This window comes from Dactylosporangium sp. McL0621 (genome assembly GCF_049995355.1).
In the GTDB taxonomy this organism is placed as follows: domain Bacteria; phylum Actinomycetota; class Actinomycetes; order Mycobacteriales; family Micromonosporaceae; genus Dactylosporangium.
In genome coordinates, this window is the sequence record NZ_CP188259.1 from 33,392 (window position 1) to 55,306 (window position 21,915).

A 21,915-nucleotide genomic window follows, 5' to 3' on the forward strand; every position below is an offset into this window, starting at 1 on the left:
GTGCGAATACGCCCGCTGGCGTGCACAGACGCGCAATGCCCGAGTCGTGTCGTCGCGAGCGTGGCGGCCCCGTCATCGCGCGCCCGTTAGTCGATCGATTGCGCTGGCGTAGATCTTGAGGGGGTGTGGGTGGAGCGAAGCTCCCCCACCGCGAGCGCCAGCGAGCTAGAGGTACAGTACTTAACGAGCGTTCAGCCGCAGGCTTGACAGGGGGATAGGCTTTTCCAATGACGCTGGAACGGCAAGCCGTACGTCCGCCCGCTCAGTCTCGCGGGGCCGGGGCCGCTGGTCAGCAGCAGGGCGGTCAGCCTCGGCGGCGTTCGCGGCGCGACGAGATCCTCGAGATCGCCGTCGGGCTCTTCGCCGCGCGCGGGTATCACGGCGTTTCCATGGACGACATCGGGGCGGCCGCCGGGGTTACCGGGCCCGCGCTGTACCACCACTTTGCGGGCAAGGAAGCCATGCTCGCGGCCGCGCTCATTCCGGTCAGTGAGCAGCTGCTCGCCGGCGGGCAGGCGCACATCGTCGAGGCCGGCGACGACCCCCGCGCCGCGCTCGCCGCGCTCGTGGACTTCCACGTCGAGTTTGCGCTCGCCAACCCCGCGGTCATCGCGCTGCACCTGCACGAGCTCGACCGGCTGCCCGAGGAGCCGCGGCGGCAGATCCGGCGGCTCCAGCGCCTCTACGTGGAGGAGTGGGTCAGCACCCTGACCTCGCTGCGGTCCGGGGAGCTCAACGACGGCGAGGCCCGGGTCCTGGCGCACGCCGCGTTCGGTCTCATGAACTCGACGCCGTTCCTCGGGGGCGAGGTCGACCGCACCCGCCGCGCCGAGCTGCTGCGCGCCGCGACGCTCTCGGCGTTGCAGGGCTAACTCGGGCGGACGGGAATGCGTCGTGTGGTTGAACGCCCGGGGGATGGCCGGCCAACCGAAGTAACGACGAGCGTCACCGTGATGACCTGGGTAAAGCGGGTTATCCACAGGGGCGCCGCATTCCTTTCCACAGAGTTGTCCACAGGAGAGACGCCGACATGCTGAGCTCGTTGCTCGTCGCGAACCGAGGTGAGATCGCCCGCCGGATCCTGCGCACCGCGCGGCGGCTCGATGTGCGGACCATCGCGGTGTACTCGGAGGCGGACGCCGATCTGCCCTTCGTGAAAGAGGCGGACGAGGCGGTGCCGATCGGGCCCGCGAACCCGGCCCAGTCCTACCGCAACGCCGAGGCCGTCCTCGCCGCGGCGAAGGCGACCGGCGCCGAGGCGATCCACCCGGGGTACGGCTTTCTGTCGGAGAACGCGGCCTTCGCCCGGGCCGTCGTCGACAACGGGCTGATCTGGGTGGGGCCCGGGCCCGAGGCGATCGCGGCGATGGGCGACAAGATCAACGCTCGCAACCTGATGGCGGCGGCGGGTGTACCCGTGGCGCCCGGCACCACCGACCCGGCGACGAGCGCGGACGCGGCGCTGGAGGCGGCCGTGGCGATCGGGTTCCCGGTCATGGTCAAGGCCGCGGCCGGCGGCGGGGGCATGGGCATGGCGGTCGCCGAGGACGCCGGCGGGCTGCGTGCGGAGTACGAGAAGGTGCGCGCCTTCGCGGAGCGGATGTTCGGCGACGGTTCGGTGCTGATCGAGCGCTACTTCCCGCGGGTCAGGCACATCGAGGTACAAATTCTGGGGTTGGCCGACGGGCGGGTCGTGGCGCTGGGCGAGCGCGAGTGCTCCGTGCAGCGGCGCAACCAGAAGCTCGTCGAGGAGAGCCCGTCGCCCGCGCTGACCCCGCAGCAGCGAAGCGAACTGCTGCAGGCGGCCGTGCGGGCGGGGGAGGCGGTCGCGTACCGCAACGCCGGCACCGTCGAGTGCCTGTTCGACCCGGCCGCCGGGCAGTTCTTCTTCCTCGAGATGAACACGCGGTTGCAGGTCGAACACCCGGTCACCGAGGCGGTGTTCGGCCTCGACCTGGTCGAGGAGCAGCTGCGCGTCGCCTCCGGGCTCGCGCCGGGCTTCGACCCGGACGCGCTGACCGTCACCGGGCACGCGATCGAGGTGCGGGTCAACGCCGAGGACCCCCGGCGCTTCCTGCCCGGGCCGGGCGCGATCACCACCTGGGTCGAGCCGGCCGGCGAGGGCGTGCGGGTCGACTCGGGGTACACCGCCGGCAACCTCGTGACGCCGAACTACGACTCGCTGATGGCGAAGCTGGTCGTGCACGGCGCCGACCGGACCGACGCGCTGCGCCGGCTCCGCGCCGCGGTCGCCGGGTTCGAGATCGCCGGGCCGAAGGTGAACCTGGCCTTCTTCGCCGAGCTGCTGGACAACCCCGAGTTCGTCGGCGGCGACTACGACACCGGCATCGTCGGGCGGATGCGGGAGGGCAAGAAATGACGTTCCTGTCCATTCGTGAGGTGGGCCCGCGTGACGGGCTGCAGAACGAGGACCCCGTCCCGGCCGAGGCGAAGGTGCGGCTGCTCGACGCGCTCTCCGGCACCGGGGTCGGGCGGATCGAGGCGGTCTCGTTCGTCCACCCCAAGGCGATCCCCCAGATGGCGGACGCCGGCGAGGTGTGGGAAAGAGCAAAGAAGAACCCCCGGGTTCGGTACAGCGCGCTGGTGCCCAACAGCAAGGGCGCCGAGCGCGCGCTCGCCGCGGGGTTCACCGAGATCGAGGTCGTCGTCTCCGCGTCCGACACGCACAACCGGCGCAACGTGAACCGCTCGACCGGCGAGTCGCTCGACGACATCGCCGGGCTCATCGAGCTGCTCCACTCGGCCGGGGCGAGCGCCGAGGTGATCATCGCGACCAGCTTCGGCTGCCCGTTCGAGGGCGACGTCGACCCCGCGCGGGTCGCCGGGATCGTCGACCGCGTGGTGGCCGACGGCGCCGACCGGGTGGCGTTCGGCGACACCACCGGGATGGGCACGCCGCGAAGGGTCGAGGACGTCGTCGGCCTGGTCCGGGAGCGCCATGCCGACCTGCCGCTGCTGCTGCACTTCCACAACACCCGGGGTACGGCGCTGGCCAACATCCTGACCGCGCTGCGCCTGGGGGTCACCGAGTTCGACGCGAGCGTGGGCGGGCTCGGCGGGTGCCCCTACGCGCCGGGCGCCACCGGCAACGTGGCCACCGAGGAGGTGGTGCACATGCTGCACGACATGGGGTACGACACCGGGGTCGACCTCGGCGAGCTGCTGGAGGCCGCGCGGCTGGCCCAGGAAATCGTCGGCCGCGAGCTCCCGTCGGGCGTGCTCAAGGCGGGTCCGCGCCTCCCCCTGTGAGGCTTGTGTCCGATTCGCCCGGTGTTGTGGCGTGTCCCTGGCCGGGGCGGTTCGTTGCTCAGTACGGAAAGAGTCACATGTGGGGCGTATGCCCGACATTGAGCCCGTACTGAGAGGCGGACATGGCCCAGTCGAGGAGCGAGCGCAACCCGCGCACGGCCGCCGCCAACGACGCCGGCTACGGCAACGGCGGGACCAACGGTGTCGGCGACGACAACGGGTACAACGGTTCCGGCAACGGCCAGGGCAACGGCGACGACAATGGTGGCTGGGACAACGGCGACGACAACGGCGGCTGGGACAACGGCGGCGGCCGTGGTCACCGTCACCACGACGGCCGGGGCAACGGCAACGGTGGCGGCGGCGCGACCGCGGTCAAGGGTGGCTGCAGCGACTGGACCACCGGGTACAACGCGGGCCTGCTGAACGGCAACCAGTTCGACACGACGCTCCAGGTGCCGATCAACATCAGCGGCAACGCCGTCTCGGTCCTGGGATTCTCGCAGGCCCAGAGCTCGGGCGGGGCGCTCGCCTACTCCTGCTGACGCGATAGCGGTACCCCCTGATCCGCATGGGGTACCCGGACCCTATGGCGCACGCCGACCCGTGTCCGGTAGCGGTCCCTCACGAAGGTTGGAACTTCACCTCTGCGTCGGCTAGCCTGAACGATCGTTAGACATGAACGATCGTTCAGGCAGCCGACGCGGAGGTCGCACCATGGAGGGTGATGCCCTCATCCAGACGCGCAAGCGGGTCGAGGCCGGCGGCGCGGAGAAGTACCACGCGGCCAACGCCGCGCGCGGCAAGCTGTTCGCCCGCGAGCGGGTGGCCCTGCTCGTCGACGAGGACTCCTTCGTCGAGGACGGGCTCTTCGCCAACGCGCTGGCCGACGGGCTACCGGCCGACGGGGTGATCACCGGCTCGGCCACCGTCGACGGACGGTCGATCTGCCTCATGGCCAACGACTCGACAGTCAAGGCGGGCTCCTGGGGGGCCCGGACCGTCGAGAAGATCATCCGCATCATCGAGCAGGCCTATGCCACCGGTGTGCCGATGGTGTACCTGGTGGACTCCGCCGGCGCGCGAATCACCGACCAGGTCGAGCTGTTCCCCGGCCGGCGCGGCGCCGGCAAGATCTTCCACACGCAGGTCCGGGCCAGCGGCAGCATCCCGCAGGCCTGCGCCCTCTTCGGCCCGTCCGCGGCCGGGGGCGCCTACATCCCCGCCTTCTGCGACGTCGTCGCCATGGTCGAGGGCAACGCCTCGATGTACCTCGGCTCCGACCGCATGGTCGAGATGGTCACCGGCGAGAAGACCACCCTCGAGGCCATGGGCGGCGCCCGGGTGCACTGCGCCGAGAGCGGCGTCGGGCACTTCCTGTGCAAGACCGAGCAGGACGCGATCGAGACGGTCCGGCGGTACCTGTCCTACCTCCCGCCGAACTGGACCGCCGAGCCGCCGGCCGCCGAGACCCGCGCCGAGACCGGGATGCCCGACATCCCCGCGAGCGAGCGGCAGGCCTTCGACATGCGCAAGGTCGTCAAGGGCCTGCTCGACGAGGACTCCTTCTTCGAGATCCACGCGCTCTGGGCGCGCGAGCTCACCGTCGGCTTCGGCCGCCTCGACGGGCGCGTGGTCGGCGTGGTCGCCAACAACTCGATGTTCAAGGGCGGCGTGCTCTTCGTCGACTCCGCGGACAAGGCGACCCGATTCGTGCAGCTCTGCGACGCCTTCAACGTGCCGCTGCTCTTCCTCGCCGACGTGCCCGGCTTCATGGTCGGCTCGGCGGTGGAGAAGCAGGGCATCATCCGCCACGGGGCCAAGATGATCACGGCGATCTCCGAGGCCACCGTGCCCAAGATCTGCGTGGTGCTGCGCAAGGCCTACGGCGCCGGCCTCTACGCGATGGCCGGCCCGGGCTTCGAGCCCGACGCCACGATCGCGCTGCCCACCGCCAAGATCGCGGTGATGGGCGCCGAGGCGGCCGTGAACGCGGTCTACGCCAACAAGATCGCCGCGATCGAGGACGAGGCCGAGCGGGCCGCGTTCGTGACGGAGAAGCGCGCCGACTACGAGCGCGACATCGACATCATGCGGCTGGCCAGCGAGCTCGTCGTGGACACCGTCGTGGAACCGGCGGCGCTGCGCGGCGAGCTGGTGCGCCGATTCGCCGCGGCCCGGGGCAAGGACCGCACGTTCTCTCGTCGCCGTCACGGCGTGACACCGGTATAGAAGGGCACTGTCATGGTCGACTACACCCTGGGCGAGGAGCTCGAGGCGCTGCGCGAGAGCGTCCGCGAGTTCGCCCGCGAGGCCGTCGCGCCGGTGATCGGCGACTACTACGAGCGGCACGCCTTCCCCTACGACCTGGTCCGCCAGATGGGCAAGATGGGGCTGTTCGGGCTGCCGTTCCCGGAGCAGTACGGCGGCATGGGCGGCGACTACTTCGCCCTGTGCATCGCGCTGGAGGAGCTGGCCCGCGTCGACTCCTCGATCGCGGTGACCCTGGAGGCCGGGATCTCGCTCGGCGCGATGCCGATCTATCGGTACGGCACGCCGGCCCAGAAGGAGCACTGGCTGCCCCGGCTCACCTCGGGTGAGGCCCTCGCCGCGTTCGGCCTGACCGAGCCCGGCGCCGGCAGCGACGCGTCGGGCACCGTGACCCGCGCCGTGCTCGACGAGGAGACCGGCGAGTGGGTGATCAACGGGTCGAAGGCCTTCATCACCAACTCCGGCACCGACATCACGGTGCTGGTCACGGTCACCGCGGTCACCGGGGTCAACCCCGACGGCAGCAAGGAGCTCTCGGCCATCATCGTGCCGAGCGGCACGCCCGGGTTCACCGTGCAGCCGGCGTACTCCAAGGTCGGCTGGTGCGCCTCGGACACCCACGAGCTCAACTTCGACGACGTGCGGGTGCCGGCCGAGAACCTGCTCGGCGAGCGGGGCCGCGGCTACGCCCAGTTCCTGCGCATCCTCGACGAGGGCCGGGTCGCGTTCGCCGCGCTCGGGGTCGGCCTCGCGCAGGGCTGCGTCGACGAGTCGGTGGCCTACGCCCGGCAGCGGCACGCGTTCGGCAAGGCGATCGGGGAGTACCAGGCGATCCAGTTCAAGATCGCGGATATGGAGAGCCGGGCGCACACCGCGCGGCTGGCGTACTACGACGCGGCGAGCCGCCTGGTCAACGGCCGGGACTTCAAGCGCCAGGCCGCCATCGCGAAGCTCGCGTCCAGCGACGCCGCCATGGTCAACGCCCGCGAGGCGACGCAGGTGCACGGCGGGTACGGCTTCATGAACGAGACGCCGGTGGGGCGGATGTACCGCGACGCCAAGATCCTGGAGATCGGCGAGGGGACGTCGGAAGTCCAACGCATGATCATTTCGAGGTCGATGGGGCTCTAGCGCCGCGCCCGATCCGGATTGGGTCGCTAGACCGGCCAGGTGTGGACAGGAACGTTCTCGTGCAGGCCCTCGGAGTACCGCTGCAGCATTTTTCGCAGTGCCTCCGGCCGGGTCGCGCCGCGGGCCTCGAGGTCCTGCACGACAAGCGTCTGCCAGGCGGCGCCGTTGAGCCCGGTGCGGCACCGGCCCTCGATGACGTCGAGGAGCCGGTCGCGGGTCGCGGCGGCCACGCCGAAGCGGTCGAGCCCGGCCGCGGCCACCGGGAGCAGCTCGCGCAGCACCAGGTCGCCGACCGGCACCTCGCCCAGGTCGGGCCACCAGACCTGGGCGTCGAGGCCCTCGCGGGCGGCGGTGTGGAAGTTCGCCTCCGCGGCCGAGAACGACATCTGCGTCCAGATCGGCCGGTCCTGCTCGCACAGCTCCCGCACCAGCCCGAAGTAGAAGGCGGCGTTGGCGAGCTGGTCCACCACGGTCGGGCCGGCCGGCAGGCAGCGGTTCTCGACGCGCAGGTGGGGGCGGTTGTTCATGATGTCGTACACCGGGCGGTTCCAGCGGTAGATCGTGCCGTTGTGCAGCCGAAGCTCGCCGAGGCGGGGCACGCCGCCGGCCTCCAGGACCGCGACCGGGTCCTCCTCCTCGGTGATCGGCAGCAGCGGCGGGAAGTACCGGACGTTCTCCTCGAACAGGTCGAATATCGAGGTGATCCAGCGCTCCCCGAACCAGACCCGGGGCCGCACGCCCTGCGCCTTGAGCTCCTCCGGCCGCGTGTCGGTGGCCTGCTCGAACAGCGCGATGCGGGTCTCGGCCCACAGGCGCTTGCCGAAGAGGAACGGCGAGTTCGCCCCGACCGCGACCTGGACGCCCGCGATGGCCTGGGACGCGTTCCAGTGCTGGGCGAAGGCCTCCGGCGCGACCTGGAGGTGGAACTGGACGCTCGTGCACGCCGACTCGCCGGCGATGGACTCGGACTGCGACTCCAGGCGCTCGTGGCCGCGGATGTCGAGCGCGATGTCCTCGCCGCGGGCGTTGATGATCTGGTCGTTGAGCAGCCGGTACCGCGGGTTGTCGGACATGTTCGCCAGCACGAGGTGCTCGGGGCGCAGCGTCGGCAGTATGCCGATCAGCACCAGGCGCGCGTCGGACTTGTGGGCCCGCTCGTCGGCGTGCACGAGGCTGGCGAGGACCTCGCGCTCGTACACCTCCAGCCCGTCGCCCTCGATCAGCCGCGGCGCGACGTTCACCTCGAGGTTGAACTGGCCCAGCTCGGTCTGGAAGGTCGGATCGGCCAGGTCGGCCAGCACCTCGGCGTTGCGCATGGCGGGCTGCGCGTCCGGGTCGATCAGGTTGACCTCGATCTCGAGGCCGGTCATCGGCCGGTCGGAGTCGAAGCGGAAATCGTTGAGCATGAGCGCGAAAACGTCCAGGCAGCGGCGCACTTTGCGTCGGTATCGAGCGCGGTCCTCACGCGAGAAAGCTCCCCGTGTGACGTCCTGCCCCATGCCCTGCCCTCCGGCCCTCTTGGACCCCTCACGTTAGGAGTAGTCCAGATGTACCGCTAGGGACAAAACGGACATCATGGCAGCCGAGGGTGAGCGAAACCTTGCGGAGGGTGGGAGATTTCGCCCACCCTCTGCACGATGGTCAAACTCCGGCGTTGCCGGAGTTTCCGGCAATTGGGGTCAGCCCTGGCGGACGGCCTCGGCGCCGATCTCAATCTTGACCTTCTTGCCGACGAGCACGCCGCCGGTCTCGAGGGCCTGGTTCCAGGTGATGCCGAACTCCTCGCGGTCGATCTCGGTCGTCGCGGAGAAGCCGATGACCTCCTGGCCCCACGGGCTCTTCGCGTGGCCCTCGAACTCCACGTCGAGCTCGACCTCGCGGGTGACGTCACGGATCGTCAGGTCGCCGACCAGCTTGAACTCGCCGCCGGACAGGCCCACGACGCGCTTGCTCTTGAAGGTCAGGTTCGGCCACTGCTCGACGTGCAGGAAGTCGGGGCTGCGCAGGTGGCCGTCACGGTCGGCGACGCCGGTGTCGATGCTTGCCGCGTCGATGGTGACCTCGACGCTCGACTCCAAAGGGTCCTCGGCGACGACGATGCTGCCGCTGGCGCTGGTGAAGCCGCCGCGTACCTTGCTGACCATCATGTGCCGGGCGACGAAGCTGACCCGGGTGTGGGCCGGGTCGATCTCGAACTTGCCGGCGGTGGGGATGGTCAGGCCGTTGTACTCGCGGGTGTTGACGGGTGCCGTCATGGTGACTCCCTCAGTTGTGCGGTTGTAAAGAAGATTGCCGAAGCAAATATACACTCGACAGACTCTCGTCCGTCAAGCTCTCTGTTAGACTTGCACTGTGACCGACGAAATGCTGGACGATCCGCGAATCACCGCCATGGGCCTCTTCGTGGAGGCCTTCTCCGGGGTGAACGCGCGGCTCAACGTCCAGCTCGCCGAGCACGGTCTCGGCAACGTCGACTTCGAGGTGCTGATGCGCCTCGCCCGCTCCCCGGGCGGTGAGCTGCGCATGACCGACCTCGCCGCGCAGACCGGCCTCTCGACGAGCGGCGTGACCCGGGTCGTCGACCGCCTCGAGCGCGACGGCTTCGCCACGCGCCGGGCCTGCCCGACCGACCGCCGCGGCTCGTTCACCGTCATCACCGCGACCGGCCTGGCCAAGATGCGCGAGATCCTGCCCGGCCATCTCGCGCTGATCGAGGAGTGGTTCACCGGCCGCCTCGCGCCGGACGAGCTCGACGGGCTGCTGGGCGGGCTGCGCACCATCCGCGACGCGGTGCGTCCGGACGCCACGTCGGGTGTGCCGTCGATGCGCACCGCCGCCTGAACCCACACCGGCAGAACCACCGGCAGGTCCGCGACTTACGGCGGGGGCAAGTCCGACATTTCGCTTACGCCGGATCGGGGCTCGTCTAGCCTCTCCCGGCACGGGCGAAGTTAGGTGGGCAGGTGTACCAGTGCCACCAGGGGGTCTTCGTCCGTGCGCCCAAACTCCGCGTCGAGCAGTCGATGCTCCCGCGGCAGCAGCCGGATCCCTGATCGCTCCCGCACCCCCGCGAGGTCCGACAGCGCCCGCTCCCGCCCCGCCGGCCCGGCGCTCGCCGCCAGCCCCACGAGCGCCTCGAGCACATCGCGGACGTCGTCGCGAGCGGCCAGGAAGTTGGCGGCGGTCTCGAACCCCGCCGCCGCGGCCGGCCGATCGCCGCGCCCCAGGGCCAGGTAGCCGGTGACGAGCGCGGCCGCGCCGGCGCTGCCGGGCACCGCCGCCAGCTCCGCCAGCACCGCGGACGCCTCGCCCACCTGCCCCGTCTCGGCGTACGCCTGACCAAGGGTGCCCAGCACCCGGACCCGGTGCGTGGGGTCGCCGACCTCGGCGATCGCCGTCGCGGCCCGCCGGGCCAGCGCGATCGCCTCGTCGAAGCGGCCGTCGAGCCGGGCGATCTCGGCGAGGTTGGCCTCGGTGAGCGCGCGGAGCCGGGCGTCGCCCACGTCCAGCGCACGCCGCCCCGCGCCCTCGAGCCGGCGCCCGGCCGTGCCCAGGTCGCCGGCGAGCACGTCGTGCCAGGCGAGGTTGCTCTGCGCGACCGCGATCTCGCGCGGACGCCCGGCCCGGATCGCCAGGGTCAGGGCCGCCTCGTTGTGGGCGCGCGCCTGGTCGCTGCCGCCGAGCGCCTGCCAGATCCCGGCGAGGAGGGCCCGGGCGGTGAGCTCGCCGGTGACGTCGCCGCGCTCGGCGAGCACGAGCAGGGCCGCCTCGGTCGCGCACAGCTCCTCGACCCCGCGGCCGTGGGCGGTGGCGAGCATGGCCGCGCCGACCTGCGCCCAGGCCCGGGTCGCCGGGTCGCAGCCCTGCGTGCGGCGGTCGCGCAGGAGCCGGTGCAGCAGTTGGTACGCCTCGACGTCCCGCCCGCGCAGCCGGCACCACCGCGGGATGGCCCCCGCCAGCCGGAGCGCGAGCTCGGGCTCCCGCACCGAGGTGTACCGCAGCGCCGTCCGGATGTCGCTGTTGAGGTAGTCCAGGCGCAGGACCGCCGCGGCGGTGCCGGGCCCGGTCAGCTCCGCCGAGGTCCGCACCACCGTGCGCGTCACGACCTCGGCGTGGCGCAGCCGGGCCGCGCGCAGCTCCCCGGCGTCGGCGCAGCGTTCGGCGGCGAAGTCGAAGACCACGTCGAGGAGCCGGAAGCGCAGGTCGCCCGGGCCGCGCACGCTCACCAGGCCGAGCCCGACCAGCCGGTCGAGCACCGCCTCGACGTCGTCGACCACGCCGTCGAGCAGGGCCTCGGCGAGCTCCACGGACCACTTCCCGCGAAACGTCGACAGCCGGCGCAGGGCCGCCTGCTCGTGCCCGGCCAGCAGCGCGTAGCTGTCGGCGACGGCGTCGCGCAGCCGGCGCCCGGCCGGGTCGGTGGCGGCGAGGTCGAGGACGCGGTTGCCGTACCGCGCCAGCAGCTCCCCGAGCTCCAGCACCCGCCCCCGCGCGGCCGCGAGCTCGATGGCGAGCGGCAGCCCGTCGAAGCGCCGGACCAGCTCGGCGATGGTGGGCAGCTCGTCGTCGCGGGCGGGCTCGCGGCGCACCGCCCGCAGCCGCTCCACGAACAGCGCCACCGCGGGCACCTCGCGCAGCGCCGCCGGTTCGAGCCGCCGCCCGACCGGTACCTCAAGCGGCTGCACCTGCCAGTCCAGGGCCCCGGGCAGCACCCCGGCGAGCGGCTGCCGACTGGTGAGGAGCATGCGCACGGCCGGCACCCGGGCCCGCAGCCACGCGATGGCCTCGAGGGCGGCCCGCGGCGCGCGGTCCACGCCGTCGAGCACCAGCAGCGCGGGCGGGGCCCCGGGGTCGCCGAACCGCTCGCCCAGCTCCTCGGCGCGGGCCACGCCGAAGACGGCCGCGACGGCGGAGAAGATGTCGGTGGGCTCGGAGACGTTCACGACGGTCACGGAGACCGCGGTCCAGCCGCCCTCGACCGCACGGTGCGCGACCGCGTGCGCGAGCCCGGACTTGCCGACGCCGGCCATACCGATCAGCGCGATGACCTCGGACTGCGTCCCGAGCCGGCCCAGCAGCTCGGCGATGTCGGCGTCGCGCCCGACCAGCGGGGGCATCGTGGGCAGGGGCAGCGCGGTGCGCGCCGCGTGGCTCGGCGCCGGCAGCGGCGGGTCGAGCCGGGCGAGCACCGGCGGCTCCACGACGTCGGCCGGCTTGCCGGCGCGCGACCGGCGGGCCACGTTGTCGTGCCGGCCCCCGTTCGGCGGCAGCGACGCGCGGCTGGTCGCCGAGCTCAGGAAGGCGTCACGGGCCGGGCCGGTGAGGTCCAGCGCGTCGGCCAGCAGGGCCACGGTGTTGCGCTGCGGTCGGGCGACCCGGCCACGTTCGAGCTCGCGGAGGGTGCGCACGCCGAGGCCGGCCCGCGCGGCCAGTTCGTCCTGGGTCAGTCCCCTGGCCAGGCGGCTGGCCCGCAAGGTCGCGGCGAAGCCTGCCCCGGCGTTGCGCGGATCATGATCCGCAACTGGAGACATGTTGTTGAAGGGTACTGAGCTTGGGTGCGGCGCAGTACCCGGGCGTCAGAACTACGACGGATGTCAATATTTAACCGGGCCGCGCGGCCACCAGTTAACCCGGTCCAACAGCCCCATGAAGGCCGGCAGCAGCAGCCCGCGCACGACCGTCACGTCGATCAGGATCGCGACCGCCATGCCGACGCCGATCTCCTTCACCGCCACGAGGCCGCCGGCGGCGAAGCCCAGGAACACGATCCCGATGCAGACGGCGGCCGCGGTGACGACCGGCCCCGAGTGCGTGATGCCGCGGAGCACGGCCCGTCCGGTGTCGGGGCGCAGGTCGTACTCCTCCTTGATCCGCGCCAGCAGGAAGACCTCGTAGTCCATGGACAGGCCGAAGATGAACACGAACAGGAGCACGGGCGTGGTGAGGTCCAGCCCGCCCCACGAGTCGAAGAACAGCGGCACCTGGCCCCAGCCCCACTGGAACAGCACGACCATCACCCCGAGGGTCGCGGCCAGGGTCAGCAGGTTCATCAGCACGGCCTTGAGCGGGATGACGAGCGAGCCGGTCAGCGCGAACAGCAGCAGCACGGTGACGAGCAGGACGACGAGCGCGGCGCCGGGCAGGCGCCCGGCGATGGAGTCGCGGTAGTCCACGACCTCGGCCGCCGGGCCGGTCACCCACTTCGCGAAGGGCGTCGGCATGGCGCGGATGGCGCGCACGAGGTCATAGCCGGGCCGGTCGCCGACCTTGCCCTTCGGGGTCAGGTCGAGGATCGTCCAGCCGGCCGGGACGTCGCTGCGCACGTCCTGGCGCAGGAGCTCGCCCGGCAGCTGCGCGGCGATGCGGTTCATGAGGTCGCGCACGTCGGCCCGCTCCGGCCCGGCCTGCAGGAGCACCGAGACCGGTGGCGGCGCGTCGTTGAGGAACTTCGACTCCATGACGTCGTACGCCTGGCGCGCCTCGTTCGAGCCGGGCAGCGCCCGCGCGTCGGAGTTGGCGAGGTTGGCCCCCAGCAGCGGCGCGGCCAGCACCAGCAGCCCGACGGTCGCGAGCAGGGCGACCCGGGCGGGGTTCCGCTGGGCCCGCGCGGCCAGCCGGGGCAGTAGCCCGCCCCAGCGCACCGCGGCGGCCGGGCGGATCCGGTCGCCGGTGAGGGAGATCAGCGCCGGTACCAGGGTCAGGGCGGCCAGCGTCGCCAGCGCGACAACCGCGGCCCCGCCGAGCGCGACCGCGGCCAGCAGCGGCTCGGCGAAGGCGGTCAGCCCGGCCAGGGTCAGCGTCACCGCGAGACCCGAGATCGCGACCGCGCGGCCGGCCCGGCGCACGGCCACGCGCAGCGCCTCGTCCGGGTCGCGGTGCTGCCGCTCCTCGCGGTACCGGGCCACGATGAGCAGCGAATAGTCGACCGCCAGCCCGATGCCGAGCAGCGTCACGACGTTGAGGGAGTACTCGCTGACCTTCGTCACGTGGCTCAGCCCGAGCAGCACGAGCAGCGAGCCGAGGACGCTCGCGACCGCGACGGCCAGCGGCAGCGCCGCGGCGAGGAAGCCGCCGAAGAAGAGGTACAGCGCGACGAGCAGGGCGGCGAAGGCGACGCTCTCGCCGATGGCCAGGTCGTGCACGGACTGGTCGGCGAAGGCGCGCTCGGCCAGCTTGTCCCCGCCGACGTGCACGCTGGGCGCCTGGATGCGCTCGAGGCGGTCGTGGACCCGGTCCTCGAGGGCCTCGCGCGGGGCCTCGGCCAGCGCCGGGTCGAGCTCGACCTCGACGCTGACGCTGCGGTTGTCCGCGCCGATGCGGCCGCCGACGCCGGTGTAGAGGTCGTTGACCTCCTTGACCCCGGGCATCGCGCGGATCTCCTGGGCCGCGGCGCTCACGCTCGCGACCAGCTTCGGGTCGTACGGCGCCAGCCCCTCCACCACCGCGTAGACGTGCGATCCCGTCGGTGTCAGCTCGTCGACGTGGCGCTGGCCGACGGCGGACTGGCTGTCGGCGCGGTTCGTGCCGGTGGTGGCCAGGCGGTCGAACAGCCCGCCCCCGAAGACGGCACCGGCGATCGTCACCGCCAGCCAGAGACCGACGACGACCCAGCGAAGCTTCGTGACCCACGCAGCGAACATCGGAGTATGCAAGCACGGCTCGCCTTCGGCCGGACATCGGCCGTACGCGTGGGCTCGGCCACTCGGACGGTTGCCGTGCTTACTCGGACGTGTTTATTCGGACGGCTTGCCGCTTTATTCGGACGGCTTGGCGCGGCCGCGCCCGCGGCCCCGGCCGGGCTTGTCGGCCGGCTTGCCCGCGGTGCTCGACTCCTCCGGCCAGAGCGGCGCGACGGACGCGCGCCCGGTGGAGGTGGCCGGCGTGCCGCTCGCGGCGGGCGCGGGCTCGTCGTCGACGGTGTCCTCGGCGTACGCGCGCTTGGAGGCGTCCGACGAGTACGTGCGGCCGGTGGGCTCGACGCTGCTGGTGCCGTACGCCCGCGACGGCGCGTAGGCGTCCGACTCCAGGTCGGTGGCCGAGTCGAGCTCGGGGCCGGCCCCGACCGCGACCGGCTCCTTCGTCCAGGAGTCCTGCGACGGTTCGTCCTCGTCGTCGCGGCGGGCGTTGGCCTTGGCGTCGGCCTTCGCGTCGGCCTCGGCGAGCGCGGCGTGCCAGTCGGAGTAGTCGGAGGCGGCCCGGGCGTCGCGCGCCTCGGCCGCGGCCCGCCGGCTGGCCCGGGCCTGGGCGCGGGAGCCGCGGGGGCCGATGGAGGAGACGATGACCGAGCCGGCCAGGCCGGCCAGCACCGCGTAGGGCGAGATGACGAACGCCGACAGGTGCTGGTCGTTGTCGCCGAGGCCGGGGATGGCCAGCAGGTAGGCGATGGCCACCAGCAGGGGCCCGGCCAGCCCGGACACGGCCACGCCGACGCGGTTGTCGCCCCGGCGGGCGGCGGGCCAGGCGGCCAGCGCGCCGATGAGCAGCGCGATCACGATCATGAGCAGCGCGGCCGGCAGGTTGACCATGCCGTGGATCCACGTCGCGTCGGTGAACTGCCAGGTGCCGAGCTGGGCCGCGGTGCTGGTGTCGCCGTCGGCGCGCACGACGTCGGCGACGGCGACCACCGCCAGCGCCCACAGCCAGGCGGCCGAGGCGATGACGTTCGCGGCGATGGCGCGGGCGGTCAGGGCGCCAATGGCCACGAGCAGGCCGACGATGATGCCGGCGATGGCGTAGCCGCCGGCGGTGAAGTAGGGCGCGGCGTTGTCCGGCCGCGGCAGGCGCGACGGGATGGCCACGAGCGGCACGATGATCAGCGAGCCGACGGCCGCGGCGAGCGCGACGACCACGCGCCAGGCGACGATCAGGGCCTGGCCGGCGGCGCTGTCCGGGTTGGCGGGCACTGGCGCCCCGGCGCCGGCGAGCCGGTCGGCGCAGATGGCGCCGATGACCGTCGACGATGCGGCGAGCCAGGCCACCCAGGCAAGGCTGCTCACCCACACGGTGGCGCTGTTGCCGGTCGGCTGCCAGGAGATGATGCCCAGCCCGTAGCCCAGCCCGAGCTGCGCGGCACCGGCGCCGGCCGCGACGCCGATCGCCGTAGATATTGAGGTAGCCCAGCTTCTCGCCGCCATGCCGCGCAGCATAAGCCCACCGGTCCACGTCGGCGAGTCCTTGTCGGGGGTACGTCAAGACCCCTGGGTGGGGCGCGTGGGTGGGCATGTCGCGGCGCTGCGGCGGCCAAGTCGGACATGGTGGTGAACTGGAGGCATGGCGAACGAGCGCGACGACGAATCCTCGACGCAGCCGTTCTCGCCCCTCGAGGGTGAGCAGGACGAACACGGCCCGGAGACCGACCCGGACGCCACGCGGATCCAGGATCCCGGCGATGCCACGCGGCCGGTGCCCCCGACGGCCCGGATCGAGGAGGAGAAGCAGGAAGAGCCGCGCGAGCGCTGGTCGGCACGCGCCGGGGTGCCCGCGCCCGGCGATCCGGCCCTGCGCCGGTCCGCCCCGCAGGAGTGGGTGGAAGAGGAAGAGGACCCGTACCAGGGGCGCTCCTGGCTGATGCCGGTGGTCGTCGGCATCGTCGCGCTGGTGCTGGTCGGCGCGCTCAGCATCGGGCTGTACCTCATCTACCGCGCCACCGCCGACGGCCGGAACGCGCCCGGGGTCGTCGAGTCGAGCACCGCGTCCGCCGCCACCTCGTCCGCGCCGCCGGCCAGCGCGCCGGCCCCGTCCACCGCCGCGCCGTCCTCGGAGGCCCCGGCGAGCGCTCCGCCCGGCCCGGTGACGATCCCGCCGCTGCGGGGCAACTCGCTGGCCGAGGCCACGGTCAAGCTGCAGGCGCTCGGGCTCAACGTGCAGGTGGAGCGGACGGCCGACGACTCCCTGCCGCCGGGCGAGGTGCTGTCCGCGCGGCCCGGGGAGGGTGCGACGGTGCTGCCGGGGGAGACGATCACCCTGTACGTCGCGGTGGCCCCGCCGCCGCCGTCCACGAAGCCGCGGCCCAGCGCCTCGGCGAGCGGGTAGACGCGGAAACTCCGCCGGAGCCCGGGGGCTACGGCGGAGGTTCGCGCGACAAACTGTGTGGCCGGTCAGCCCACGGCGACCGGAACGCCCGCCCGAGCGGGGGCGGCGGAGCGCTGGTTGCGGGCGACGAAGCCCGGTTGCAGGCCCTGGAGCAGCACGAAGATCGAGCGGCGCTCCACGGCGTCGCCCGAGGCATTGAGCTGGTACCCGTCGAGCCAGGCCCAGCCGTCATAGGTCTGCCATTCGTGCACGCGGATCACCCGGAACAGCATGGGCTGCGTGAACTGCACACTCGCGGTCTTCGTCACGCGCAGCACGTCACCGGTCCTCGGTAACACGGTGGGACTCCCGTCTTCCGTCGGCTTTGGGGGAAGGTCGGCCGCGGGGCCCCCTCGCGGAGGAGGTCCCGTAACCGCCGATCGGTTCGATCGTTTGTCGCTGCGTCCACCTGAGGCGGATTGGTCGAGCAAATGAACAATCCGTGACCCCAGCCACACGGACAGGTTGCCCCACAACGGTGATCAATGCAACTTGCAACCCGAATTTTCCACCGCAGGTATGAGTCACAGATTGTTGTGCCGAGTCGCCTTGCGCGGCTTTACGATGTTGCGCTGATCTATACGTAAGTCATCTACGTAGGTCCCGCGGCGCGGAGGTACGACAGACGTGGCAAGTCGACGAGGCAGCCCGACCCTCCGGCGCCGGCAGCTGGGCATGGAGTTGCGGCGGCTGCGCGAGACCGCCCACGTCACGATCGACCACGTCGCCGAGCGGCTCGAGTGCTCCGGATCGAAGATCTCACGGATCGAGACCGGGCAGACGGGCGTCACGCCGCGCGATGTGCGCGACATGCTCGATATCTACGGGGTCGACCCGGAATATGCCGATCAATTGCTGAAGATCGCGCGCGAGGCGCGGCAGAAGGGCTGGTGGCAGCTGTACGGCGACGTGCTCACCAGCGCCTACGTCGGGCTCGAGGCCGCCGCTGACCACATCCGCTCCTACGAGGCGCTCGTCGTACCCGGCCTGTTGCAGACCGAGGAGTACGCCCAGGCCATGATCCACGCCGCCCGTCCCGACATCGGCGCCACGGATGTCGACAAACGCGTGCGTGTCCGAATGGGCAGACAGTCGTTACTCACTCAGGATGACCCGATCGATCTCTGGGTGGTGCTGGACGAAGCGGTCCTGCGGCGCCCGGTCGGCGGAAGGGCGGTCATGCGTCGCCAGCTCGAACATCTGAGCTTGGCGGCGAGTTGGCCGAACGTGACCCTCCAGGTCCTGCCCTTCTCCGCCGGATCCCATGCCGGGATGGACGGGGCGTTCACGATGTTGCTGTACGACGAGTCTGCCGGGCAGAACTTCGTATTCGCGTCGAATGCGGCCGGCGGCCTCTTTCTCGAGAAGGACGACGAGCTTCAGCGCTACGGATTCATCTTTGACTACTTGCGCGCCAATGCACTCCGTCCGGACGAGTCAGTGTCGATGTTCGTCAAGCTGACAAAGGAGCTGTAGTGGAGACCGAGGCCAAGGGCTTCAGCGTGAACCTCGAGGGCGCCGCGTGGCGCAAGAGCACCCGCAGCGGTCCGTACTCGGACAACTGCGTGGAGGTCGCGTTCGTCGGCGGGGCAGTGGCGCTCCGCGACTCCAAGGACAAGACCGGACCGGTGCTGCTGTTCACGCCGGAGGAGTGGCTGGCCTTCGTCGGCGGTACCAGGGACGGCGAGTTCGACCTGGCGTGACGACACGCCCGGCGTAACCGGCCGGCCCGTATCCGCGGCGTTTTCGCCCGCGGGGCGGGCCGGTCGTTTTTTGTAGCGGTCGAAGGCGGACGCGCCGGAGCCGGCGGGCGTTTTTCGCGCGGAGCGTGGCCCTTCTACCAGCAACGTCGTTGTAGGAGTGAGTGCCGCGAATCGCACCGATTGCGACACTTCCCCCCGAGTGGGATAAGGCTTCCTACCGTGAACATTGGTCCCGAAAACTTCGGGAACGGATCGTCGAAGACCGACGACCGTTTCTCCGGGCAACTGGGTGGCTACCGGCCGGGCGGTCGCCGCGACGGCATCGGCGACGGGCCGCTCGACGATCTGTCCCCGCGCAACGGCTCGCCGCTGGACCGGGCCTCGATGCCGCTGGACATGACGCCGCCCAAGCTTCCCGAGTCCTCGCTCGTCGCCGACCTCGGCCCGCTCACCGGCGGCTCGCTGAGCTCCGGTTCGCTGAGCTCCGGTTCGCTTGGTGGCGGCGGCCCGCTGACCGAGCCGATGTTCGGCCGCGACTCCTGGCTGGACACGCCGACCGGGTCGATGGCCGACCACCCGCTGCTGCGCGGCCTGCTCATGGAGCTCCCCCCGAAGGGGACCATGCCGCAGCAGGAGTGGCTGGACCGCTGGTTCGAGGCGGCCCGCAGCATCCTGGAGCTCATCTACTCCCAGGAGTCGCGGCAGCTGAAGTAGCGGGAGCGCGCACCTTGCCTGTCTATCGACAGGTCGATCCGCACCCTGTAGAAAGCAGGGAGGACTCGACCTGGGGAGGTCGGACGGGCTCCGGGTGCGCCGACCGCGTGGCCGGGGCCCGTCATGAGTGGCCCTTGCACCTCACGTGCTCCCCGTACAACCAGTGTTCGACCCAGGGCGCGGCCGGCGCCCACATGACGGCAAAGATGCCTCAAGACCGCGAGTGTGCGGCCGATGCAGCATGGTGGGCAAGATCAGTAGTATCGGCCGAATGTCCGATTGGTCGCGCCACCTTCGGCCGAGGGCCGTGTCGCAAAGTTGATGGTCGATCTTGAAATGTCCGCTTAGCTTGGGTCGAAGTTTGCCGGTGAGGTAACGGGCAGCAAGGAGGATTGACGTGACCGATCTGATCTTCGCGTGTGTCAGCGGCTTCGGCCTGCTGGCCCTCAGCGTCGGGGCCTTCGGTGTGCTGGACGCGTATCACAAGCGCGGTGTCGGCGAGAAGCGAATCGACTGGCTGGTCGGTCTGTACGTAGTCGGCGTCGTCGCGAACATCGTGGCCTACGTGATGCTCGACCGCTGGTACATCGCCGCTCCGCTTGCGCTCATGCTCTGGCCGGCCGAGCGCGCCTTCGACAAGCGCGGCACCTTCAAGCGCCGCACCGCCAAGGTCGACGCGATTACGGGTCGCTGATTCCCACACTGCGGGATTGTCCGCTTGGTGTGACAAATCCCCAATTTGCGGACCGGGCGCCCCACGCGGGCGCCCGTCGGCGTGAGCGGCCGCTCAGACCGCGAACGTCTTCAGCGGCTCCGTCGCCGGGGCCGGCGGCGCCGCACGCCACAGCCGGGCCTTCTGGGCGCCCAGGCGGGCCAGGTAGTTGGGGTTGAGCAGGATGTACCGCCGCCAGAGCCGCTTCGGCTCGAGCCCGAGCCGCCACAGCCACTCGAGGGCGTAGCGCTGCATCCAGGCGGGCGGGTTCTTGAGGCCGCCGGCGTGGTAGTCGAACGCCGCCCCCACGGCCAGCATCGGCGCGTCGACCAGGTGCTTCATCGCGTAGACGAAGACCTCCTGGCGCGGGCAGCCGAGGCCCACCATGACGACCCGCGCGCCCGAGGCCTTGATCCGGGCCGCGATCTCCTCCGGCTCGCCTTCGGCGGCGGGGCGGAACTTCGAGGGCTCCATCCCGGCGACCTTCAGGGCCGGGAAGCGCTCGTGCAGCTTGGCGGCCAGGCGCTCCAGGGTCTCCTGGGTCGAGCCGTAGAAGTACACCGGCAGGCCCTCCTCGGCGCTCGCGGCGAGCACCTTGAGGGTCAGGTCCGGGCCGTAGACGCGGTCGGCGAGCTGGGCGTGGTGGAGCAGGTTGAGCGCCCACCGCACCGGCTGCCCGTCCGGCGTCACGAGGTCGAAGGAGTTCAGCCGGGCCCCGTGCGCCTTGTCCTGCACGCCGGTCATGACCCCGTGCACGGCGAGGGCGGTGACGGCCAGCGGACGCCCGTCCCGGGCCGCGCTCATCACCTTGTCGACGGCGCTGTCGTAGTCGACCGCGCTGACCTCGACGCCGAGGACGTTCTGCTTGCCCTGATCGATCACGGCTCAGGCTTCCGGCGTCCACTTGCCGACGTTGGCCTCGTAGATCTCCTGACAGATCATGGGCACGTCGTAGACCTGCTTCCAGTCCGGGTAGTCCAGCTGGAACCGCTCGTTGGACCCGATCCACCAGATGTGGTCGCCGACCCGGTTGGCCTCGTGGTACTCGGTGGTCATCTCGTTGCCGGTGATCGACTGGGCCAGCGCGAACGCCTCGAGCATCGAGGTGTTGGAGTGCCGGCCGCCGCCGAGGTTGTACACCGCGGCCGAGCGCGGGTTGCGGAAGAACGCCTCGAACGCGCTGGTCACGTCGTGGCTGTGGATGGCGTCGCGGACCTGCTTGCCCTTGTAGCCGAACATCCGGTACGTCCGGCGCTCCATGTTGCACCGCATGACGTAGGCGAGGAAGCCGTGCAGCTCGGTGGCGGAGTGCGCCGGGCCGGTCAGCGTGCCGCCCCGGAAGCAGGCGGTCTTCATGTCGAAGTAGCGGCCGTACTCCTGCACCATGACGTCCGCGGCGACCTTGGAGGCGCCGAAGACCGAGTGCAGGCAGGCGTCGATCGACATGTCCTCCTTGATGCCGCCCTCGTACTCGTGCCCGGCCTGGATCTCCCAGCGGGTCTCGAGCTCGTCGTAGGGCAGGGAGTTGGGCCGGTCGCCGTAGACCTTGTTGGTCGAGCAGTGGATGAACGGCGCCTCGATGCAGTGCTCGCGGACGTTCTGCAGCAGGTTGAGGGTGCCGCCGGCGTTGACGTCGAAGTCGGTGAAGGGGTCGCGGACCGCCCAGTCGTGCGACGGCTGGGCCGCCGTGTGGATGACGACGGCGATGTCCTTGCCGTACCGCTGGAAAATCGAGGCGAGCGCGTCGCGGTCCCGGATGTCCACGTCGTGGTGGGTGTAGGCCTCGCCGAGGTCACTCGTTAGGCGGACCACGTTCCACGCGGTGGAGGCCTCGGCGCCGAAGAAGCGCTTGCGCATGTCGTTGTCGATGCCGACAACGTCCAGCCCCAGCGAGGCGAAGTGGCGCACGGCTTCAGATCCGATGAGTCCGGCCGACCCGGTGACTAGTGCAACGCTCACGAGACGGCAGCATACCCGTGGCCCGGCCAGCGCCCCTCCGCCCCGCAAACCAACCGCAGAAGCCAGAGTCATGATGTTTACCGA

20 protein-coding genes are annotated in these 21,915 nt (G+C 71.3%); 12 read left to right on the forward strand and 8 right to left on the reverse strand.

Annotated features, from left to right (window positions below; all coding sequences use genetic code 11):
- Nucleotides 1–227: 227 nt before the first annotated feature.
- The 6 genes from ACPPVO_RS00160 to ACPPVO_RS00185 all read left to right on the forward strand — a co-directional run bounded on the left by ACPPVO_RS00160 (nt 228) and on the right by ACPPVO_RS00185 (nt 6,672).
- A complete protein-coding gene (locus ACPPVO_RS00160) occupies nt 228–872 on the forward strand; it encodes a TetR/AcrR family transcriptional regulator (RefSeq protein ID WP_360368012.1) in 645 nt (214 codons plus the stop codon).
- 158 nt (nt 873–1,030) lie between these two features.
- The gene (locus ACPPVO_RS00165) at nt 1,031–2,380 is read left to right on the forward strand and encodes an acetyl-CoA carboxylase biotin carboxylase subunit (protein WP_426509048.1); all 1,350 of its coding nucleotides are present in this window, start codon (nt 1,031–1,033) and stop codon (nt 2,378–2,380) included.
- Complete coding sequence (locus ACPPVO_RS00170; RefSeq protein ID WP_426509050.1) at nt 2,377–3,270, forward strand: hydroxymethylglutaryl-CoA lyase; 894 nt, start codon at nt 2,377–2,379, stop codon at nt 3,268–3,270. Before ACPPVO_RS00165 ends, ACPPVO_RS00170 begins: the two co-directional genes overlap by 4 nt.
- Nucleotides 3,271–3,392: 122 nt before the next feature.
- Nucleotides 3,393–3,815 carry a chaplin family protein gene (locus tag ACPPVO_RS00175; protein ID WP_426509052.1) on the forward strand — a complete coding sequence of 141 codons (423 nt, stop codon included), beginning with the start codon at nt 3,393–3,395 and terminating at the stop codon, nt 3,813–3,815.
- Nucleotides 3,816–3,987: 172 nt separating this feature from the next.
- A complete protein-coding gene (locus ACPPVO_RS00180) occupies nt 3,988–5,502 on the forward strand; it encodes an acyl-CoA carboxylase subunit beta (protein WP_426509054.1) in 1,515 nt (504 codons plus the stop codon).
- Between the two features lie 12 nt (nt 5,503–5,514).
- A complete protein-coding gene (locus tag ACPPVO_RS00185) occupies nt 5,515–6,672 on the forward strand; it encodes an acyl-CoA dehydrogenase family protein (RefSeq protein ID WP_426509056.1) in 1,158 nt (385 codons plus the stop codon).
- A gap of 26 nt (nt 6,673–6,698) precedes the next feature.
- On the opposite strand, the gene ACPPVO_RS00190 is transcribed toward ACPPVO_RS00185, so the two are convergent.
- Nucleotides 6,699–8,171 carry a glutamate--cysteine ligase gene (locus ACPPVO_RS00190; protein WP_426509058.1) on the reverse strand — a complete coding sequence of 491 codons (1,473 nt, stop codon included), beginning with the start codon at nt 8,169–8,171 and terminating at the stop codon, nt 6,699–6,701.
- 180 nt (nt 8,172–8,351) lie between these two features.
- Nucleotides 8,352–8,927: a YceI family protein gene (locus ACPPVO_RS00195; protein ID WP_426509059.1), complete on the reverse strand. Its 576-nt coding sequence runs from the start codon at nt 8,925–8,927 to the stop codon at nt 8,352–8,354.
- Between the two features lie 97 nt (nt 8,928–9,024).
- Between ACPPVO_RS00195 and ACPPVO_RS00200 the strand changes: the two genes are divergently transcribed.
- A complete protein-coding gene (locus tag ACPPVO_RS00200; protein WP_426509061.1) occupies nt 9,025–9,513 on the forward strand; it encodes a MarR family winged helix-turn-helix transcriptional regulator in 489 nt (162 codons plus the stop codon).
- 110 nt (nt 9,514–9,623) lie between these two features.
- On the opposite strand, the gene ACPPVO_RS00205 is transcribed toward ACPPVO_RS00200, so the two are convergent.
- The 3 genes from ACPPVO_RS00205 to ACPPVO_RS00215 all read right to left on the reverse strand — a co-directional run bounded on the left by ACPPVO_RS00205 (nt 9,624) and on the right by ACPPVO_RS00215 (nt 15,668).
- Nucleotides 9,624–12,203: an ATP-binding protein gene (locus ACPPVO_RS00205; protein ID WP_426509063.1), complete on the reverse strand. Its 2,580-nt coding sequence runs from the start codon at nt 12,201–12,203 to the stop codon at nt 9,624–9,626.
- A gap of 63 nt (nt 12,204–12,266) precedes the next feature.
- Nucleotides 12,267–14,312: an MMPL family transporter gene (locus ACPPVO_RS00210; protein ID WP_426509065.1), complete on the reverse strand. Its 2,046-nt coding sequence runs from the start codon at nt 14,310–14,312 to the stop codon at nt 12,267–12,269.
- Nucleotides 14,313–14,426: 114 nt separating this feature from the next.
- On the reverse strand, nt 14,427–15,668 hold the full coding sequence (locus ACPPVO_RS00215) for a hypothetical protein (protein WP_426509067.1): 1,242 nt from the start codon (nt 15,666–15,668) through the stop codon (nt 14,427–14,429).
- Between the two features lie 274 nt (nt 15,669–15,942).
- Here ACPPVO_RS00215 and ACPPVO_RS00220 point away from each other — a divergent pair, with 274 nt between their 5' ends.
- The gene (locus ACPPVO_RS00220; protein ID WP_426509069.1) at nt 15,943–16,704 is read left to right on the forward strand and encodes a PASTA domain-containing protein; all 762 of its coding nucleotides are present in this window, start codon (nt 15,943–15,945) and stop codon (nt 16,702–16,704) included.
- A 65-nt stretch (nt 16,705–16,769) separates the two neighbouring features.
- On the opposite strand, the gene ACPPVO_RS00225 is transcribed toward ACPPVO_RS00220, so the two are convergent.
- Nucleotides 16,770–17,042, reverse strand: a complete 273-nt coding sequence (locus ACPPVO_RS00225) for a hypothetical protein (RefSeq protein ID WP_426509071.1) — start codon at nt 17,040–17,042, stop codon at nt 16,770–16,772.
- 376 nt (nt 17,043–17,418) lie between these two features.
- Here ACPPVO_RS00225 and ACPPVO_RS00230 point away from each other — a divergent pair, with 376 nt between their 5' ends.
- The 4 genes from ACPPVO_RS00230 to ACPPVO_RS00245 all read left to right on the forward strand — a co-directional run bounded on the left by ACPPVO_RS00230 (nt 17,419) and on the right by ACPPVO_RS00245 (nt 19,854).
- Complete coding sequence (locus tag ACPPVO_RS00230) at nt 17,419–18,219, forward strand: helix-turn-helix domain-containing protein (protein ID WP_426509073.1); 801 nt, start codon at nt 17,419–17,421, stop codon at nt 18,217–18,219.
- Nucleotides 18,219–18,446 carry a DUF397 domain-containing protein gene (locus ACPPVO_RS00235; RefSeq protein WP_426509075.1) on the forward strand — a complete coding sequence of 76 codons (228 nt, stop codon included), beginning with the start codon at nt 18,219–18,221 and terminating at the stop codon, nt 18,444–18,446. The genes ACPPVO_RS00230 and ACPPVO_RS00235 overlap by 1 nt, the downstream gene beginning before the upstream one ends.
- Nucleotides 18,447–18,665: 219 nt before the next feature.
- Nucleotides 18,666–19,160 (forward strand): hypothetical protein, encoded by a 495-nt coding sequence (locus ACPPVO_RS00240; RefSeq protein ID WP_426509077.1) that lies wholly within the window; start codon nt 18,666–18,668, stop codon nt 19,158–19,160.
- Between the two features lie 397 nt (nt 19,161–19,557).
- The gene (locus ACPPVO_RS00245; RefSeq protein ID WP_426509078.1) at nt 19,558–19,854 is read left to right on the forward strand and encodes a hypothetical protein; all 297 of its coding nucleotides are present in this window, start codon (nt 19,558–19,560) and stop codon (nt 19,852–19,854) included.
- Nucleotides 19,855–19,947: 93 nt separating this feature from the next.
- Here the strand turns inward: ACPPVO_RS00245 and ACPPVO_RS00250 are convergent, their stop codons facing one another.
- Together ACPPVO_RS00250 and ACPPVO_RS00255 are read right to left on the reverse strand one after the other, a co-directional pair.
- Entirely contained in the window at nt 19,948–20,754 is an 807-nt protein-coding gene (locus ACPPVO_RS00250) for a WecB/TagA/CpsF family glycosyltransferase (RefSeq protein ID WP_426509080.1), read from the reverse strand.
- A 3-nt stretch (nt 20,755–20,757) separates the two neighbouring features.
- Nucleotides 20,758–21,831 (reverse strand): NAD-dependent epimerase/dehydratase family protein, encoded by a 1,074-nt coding sequence (locus tag ACPPVO_RS00255; RefSeq protein ID WP_360367964.1) that lies wholly within the window; start codon nt 21,829–21,831, stop codon nt 20,758–20,760.
- Nucleotides 21,832–21,915 lie beyond the last annotated feature (84 nt).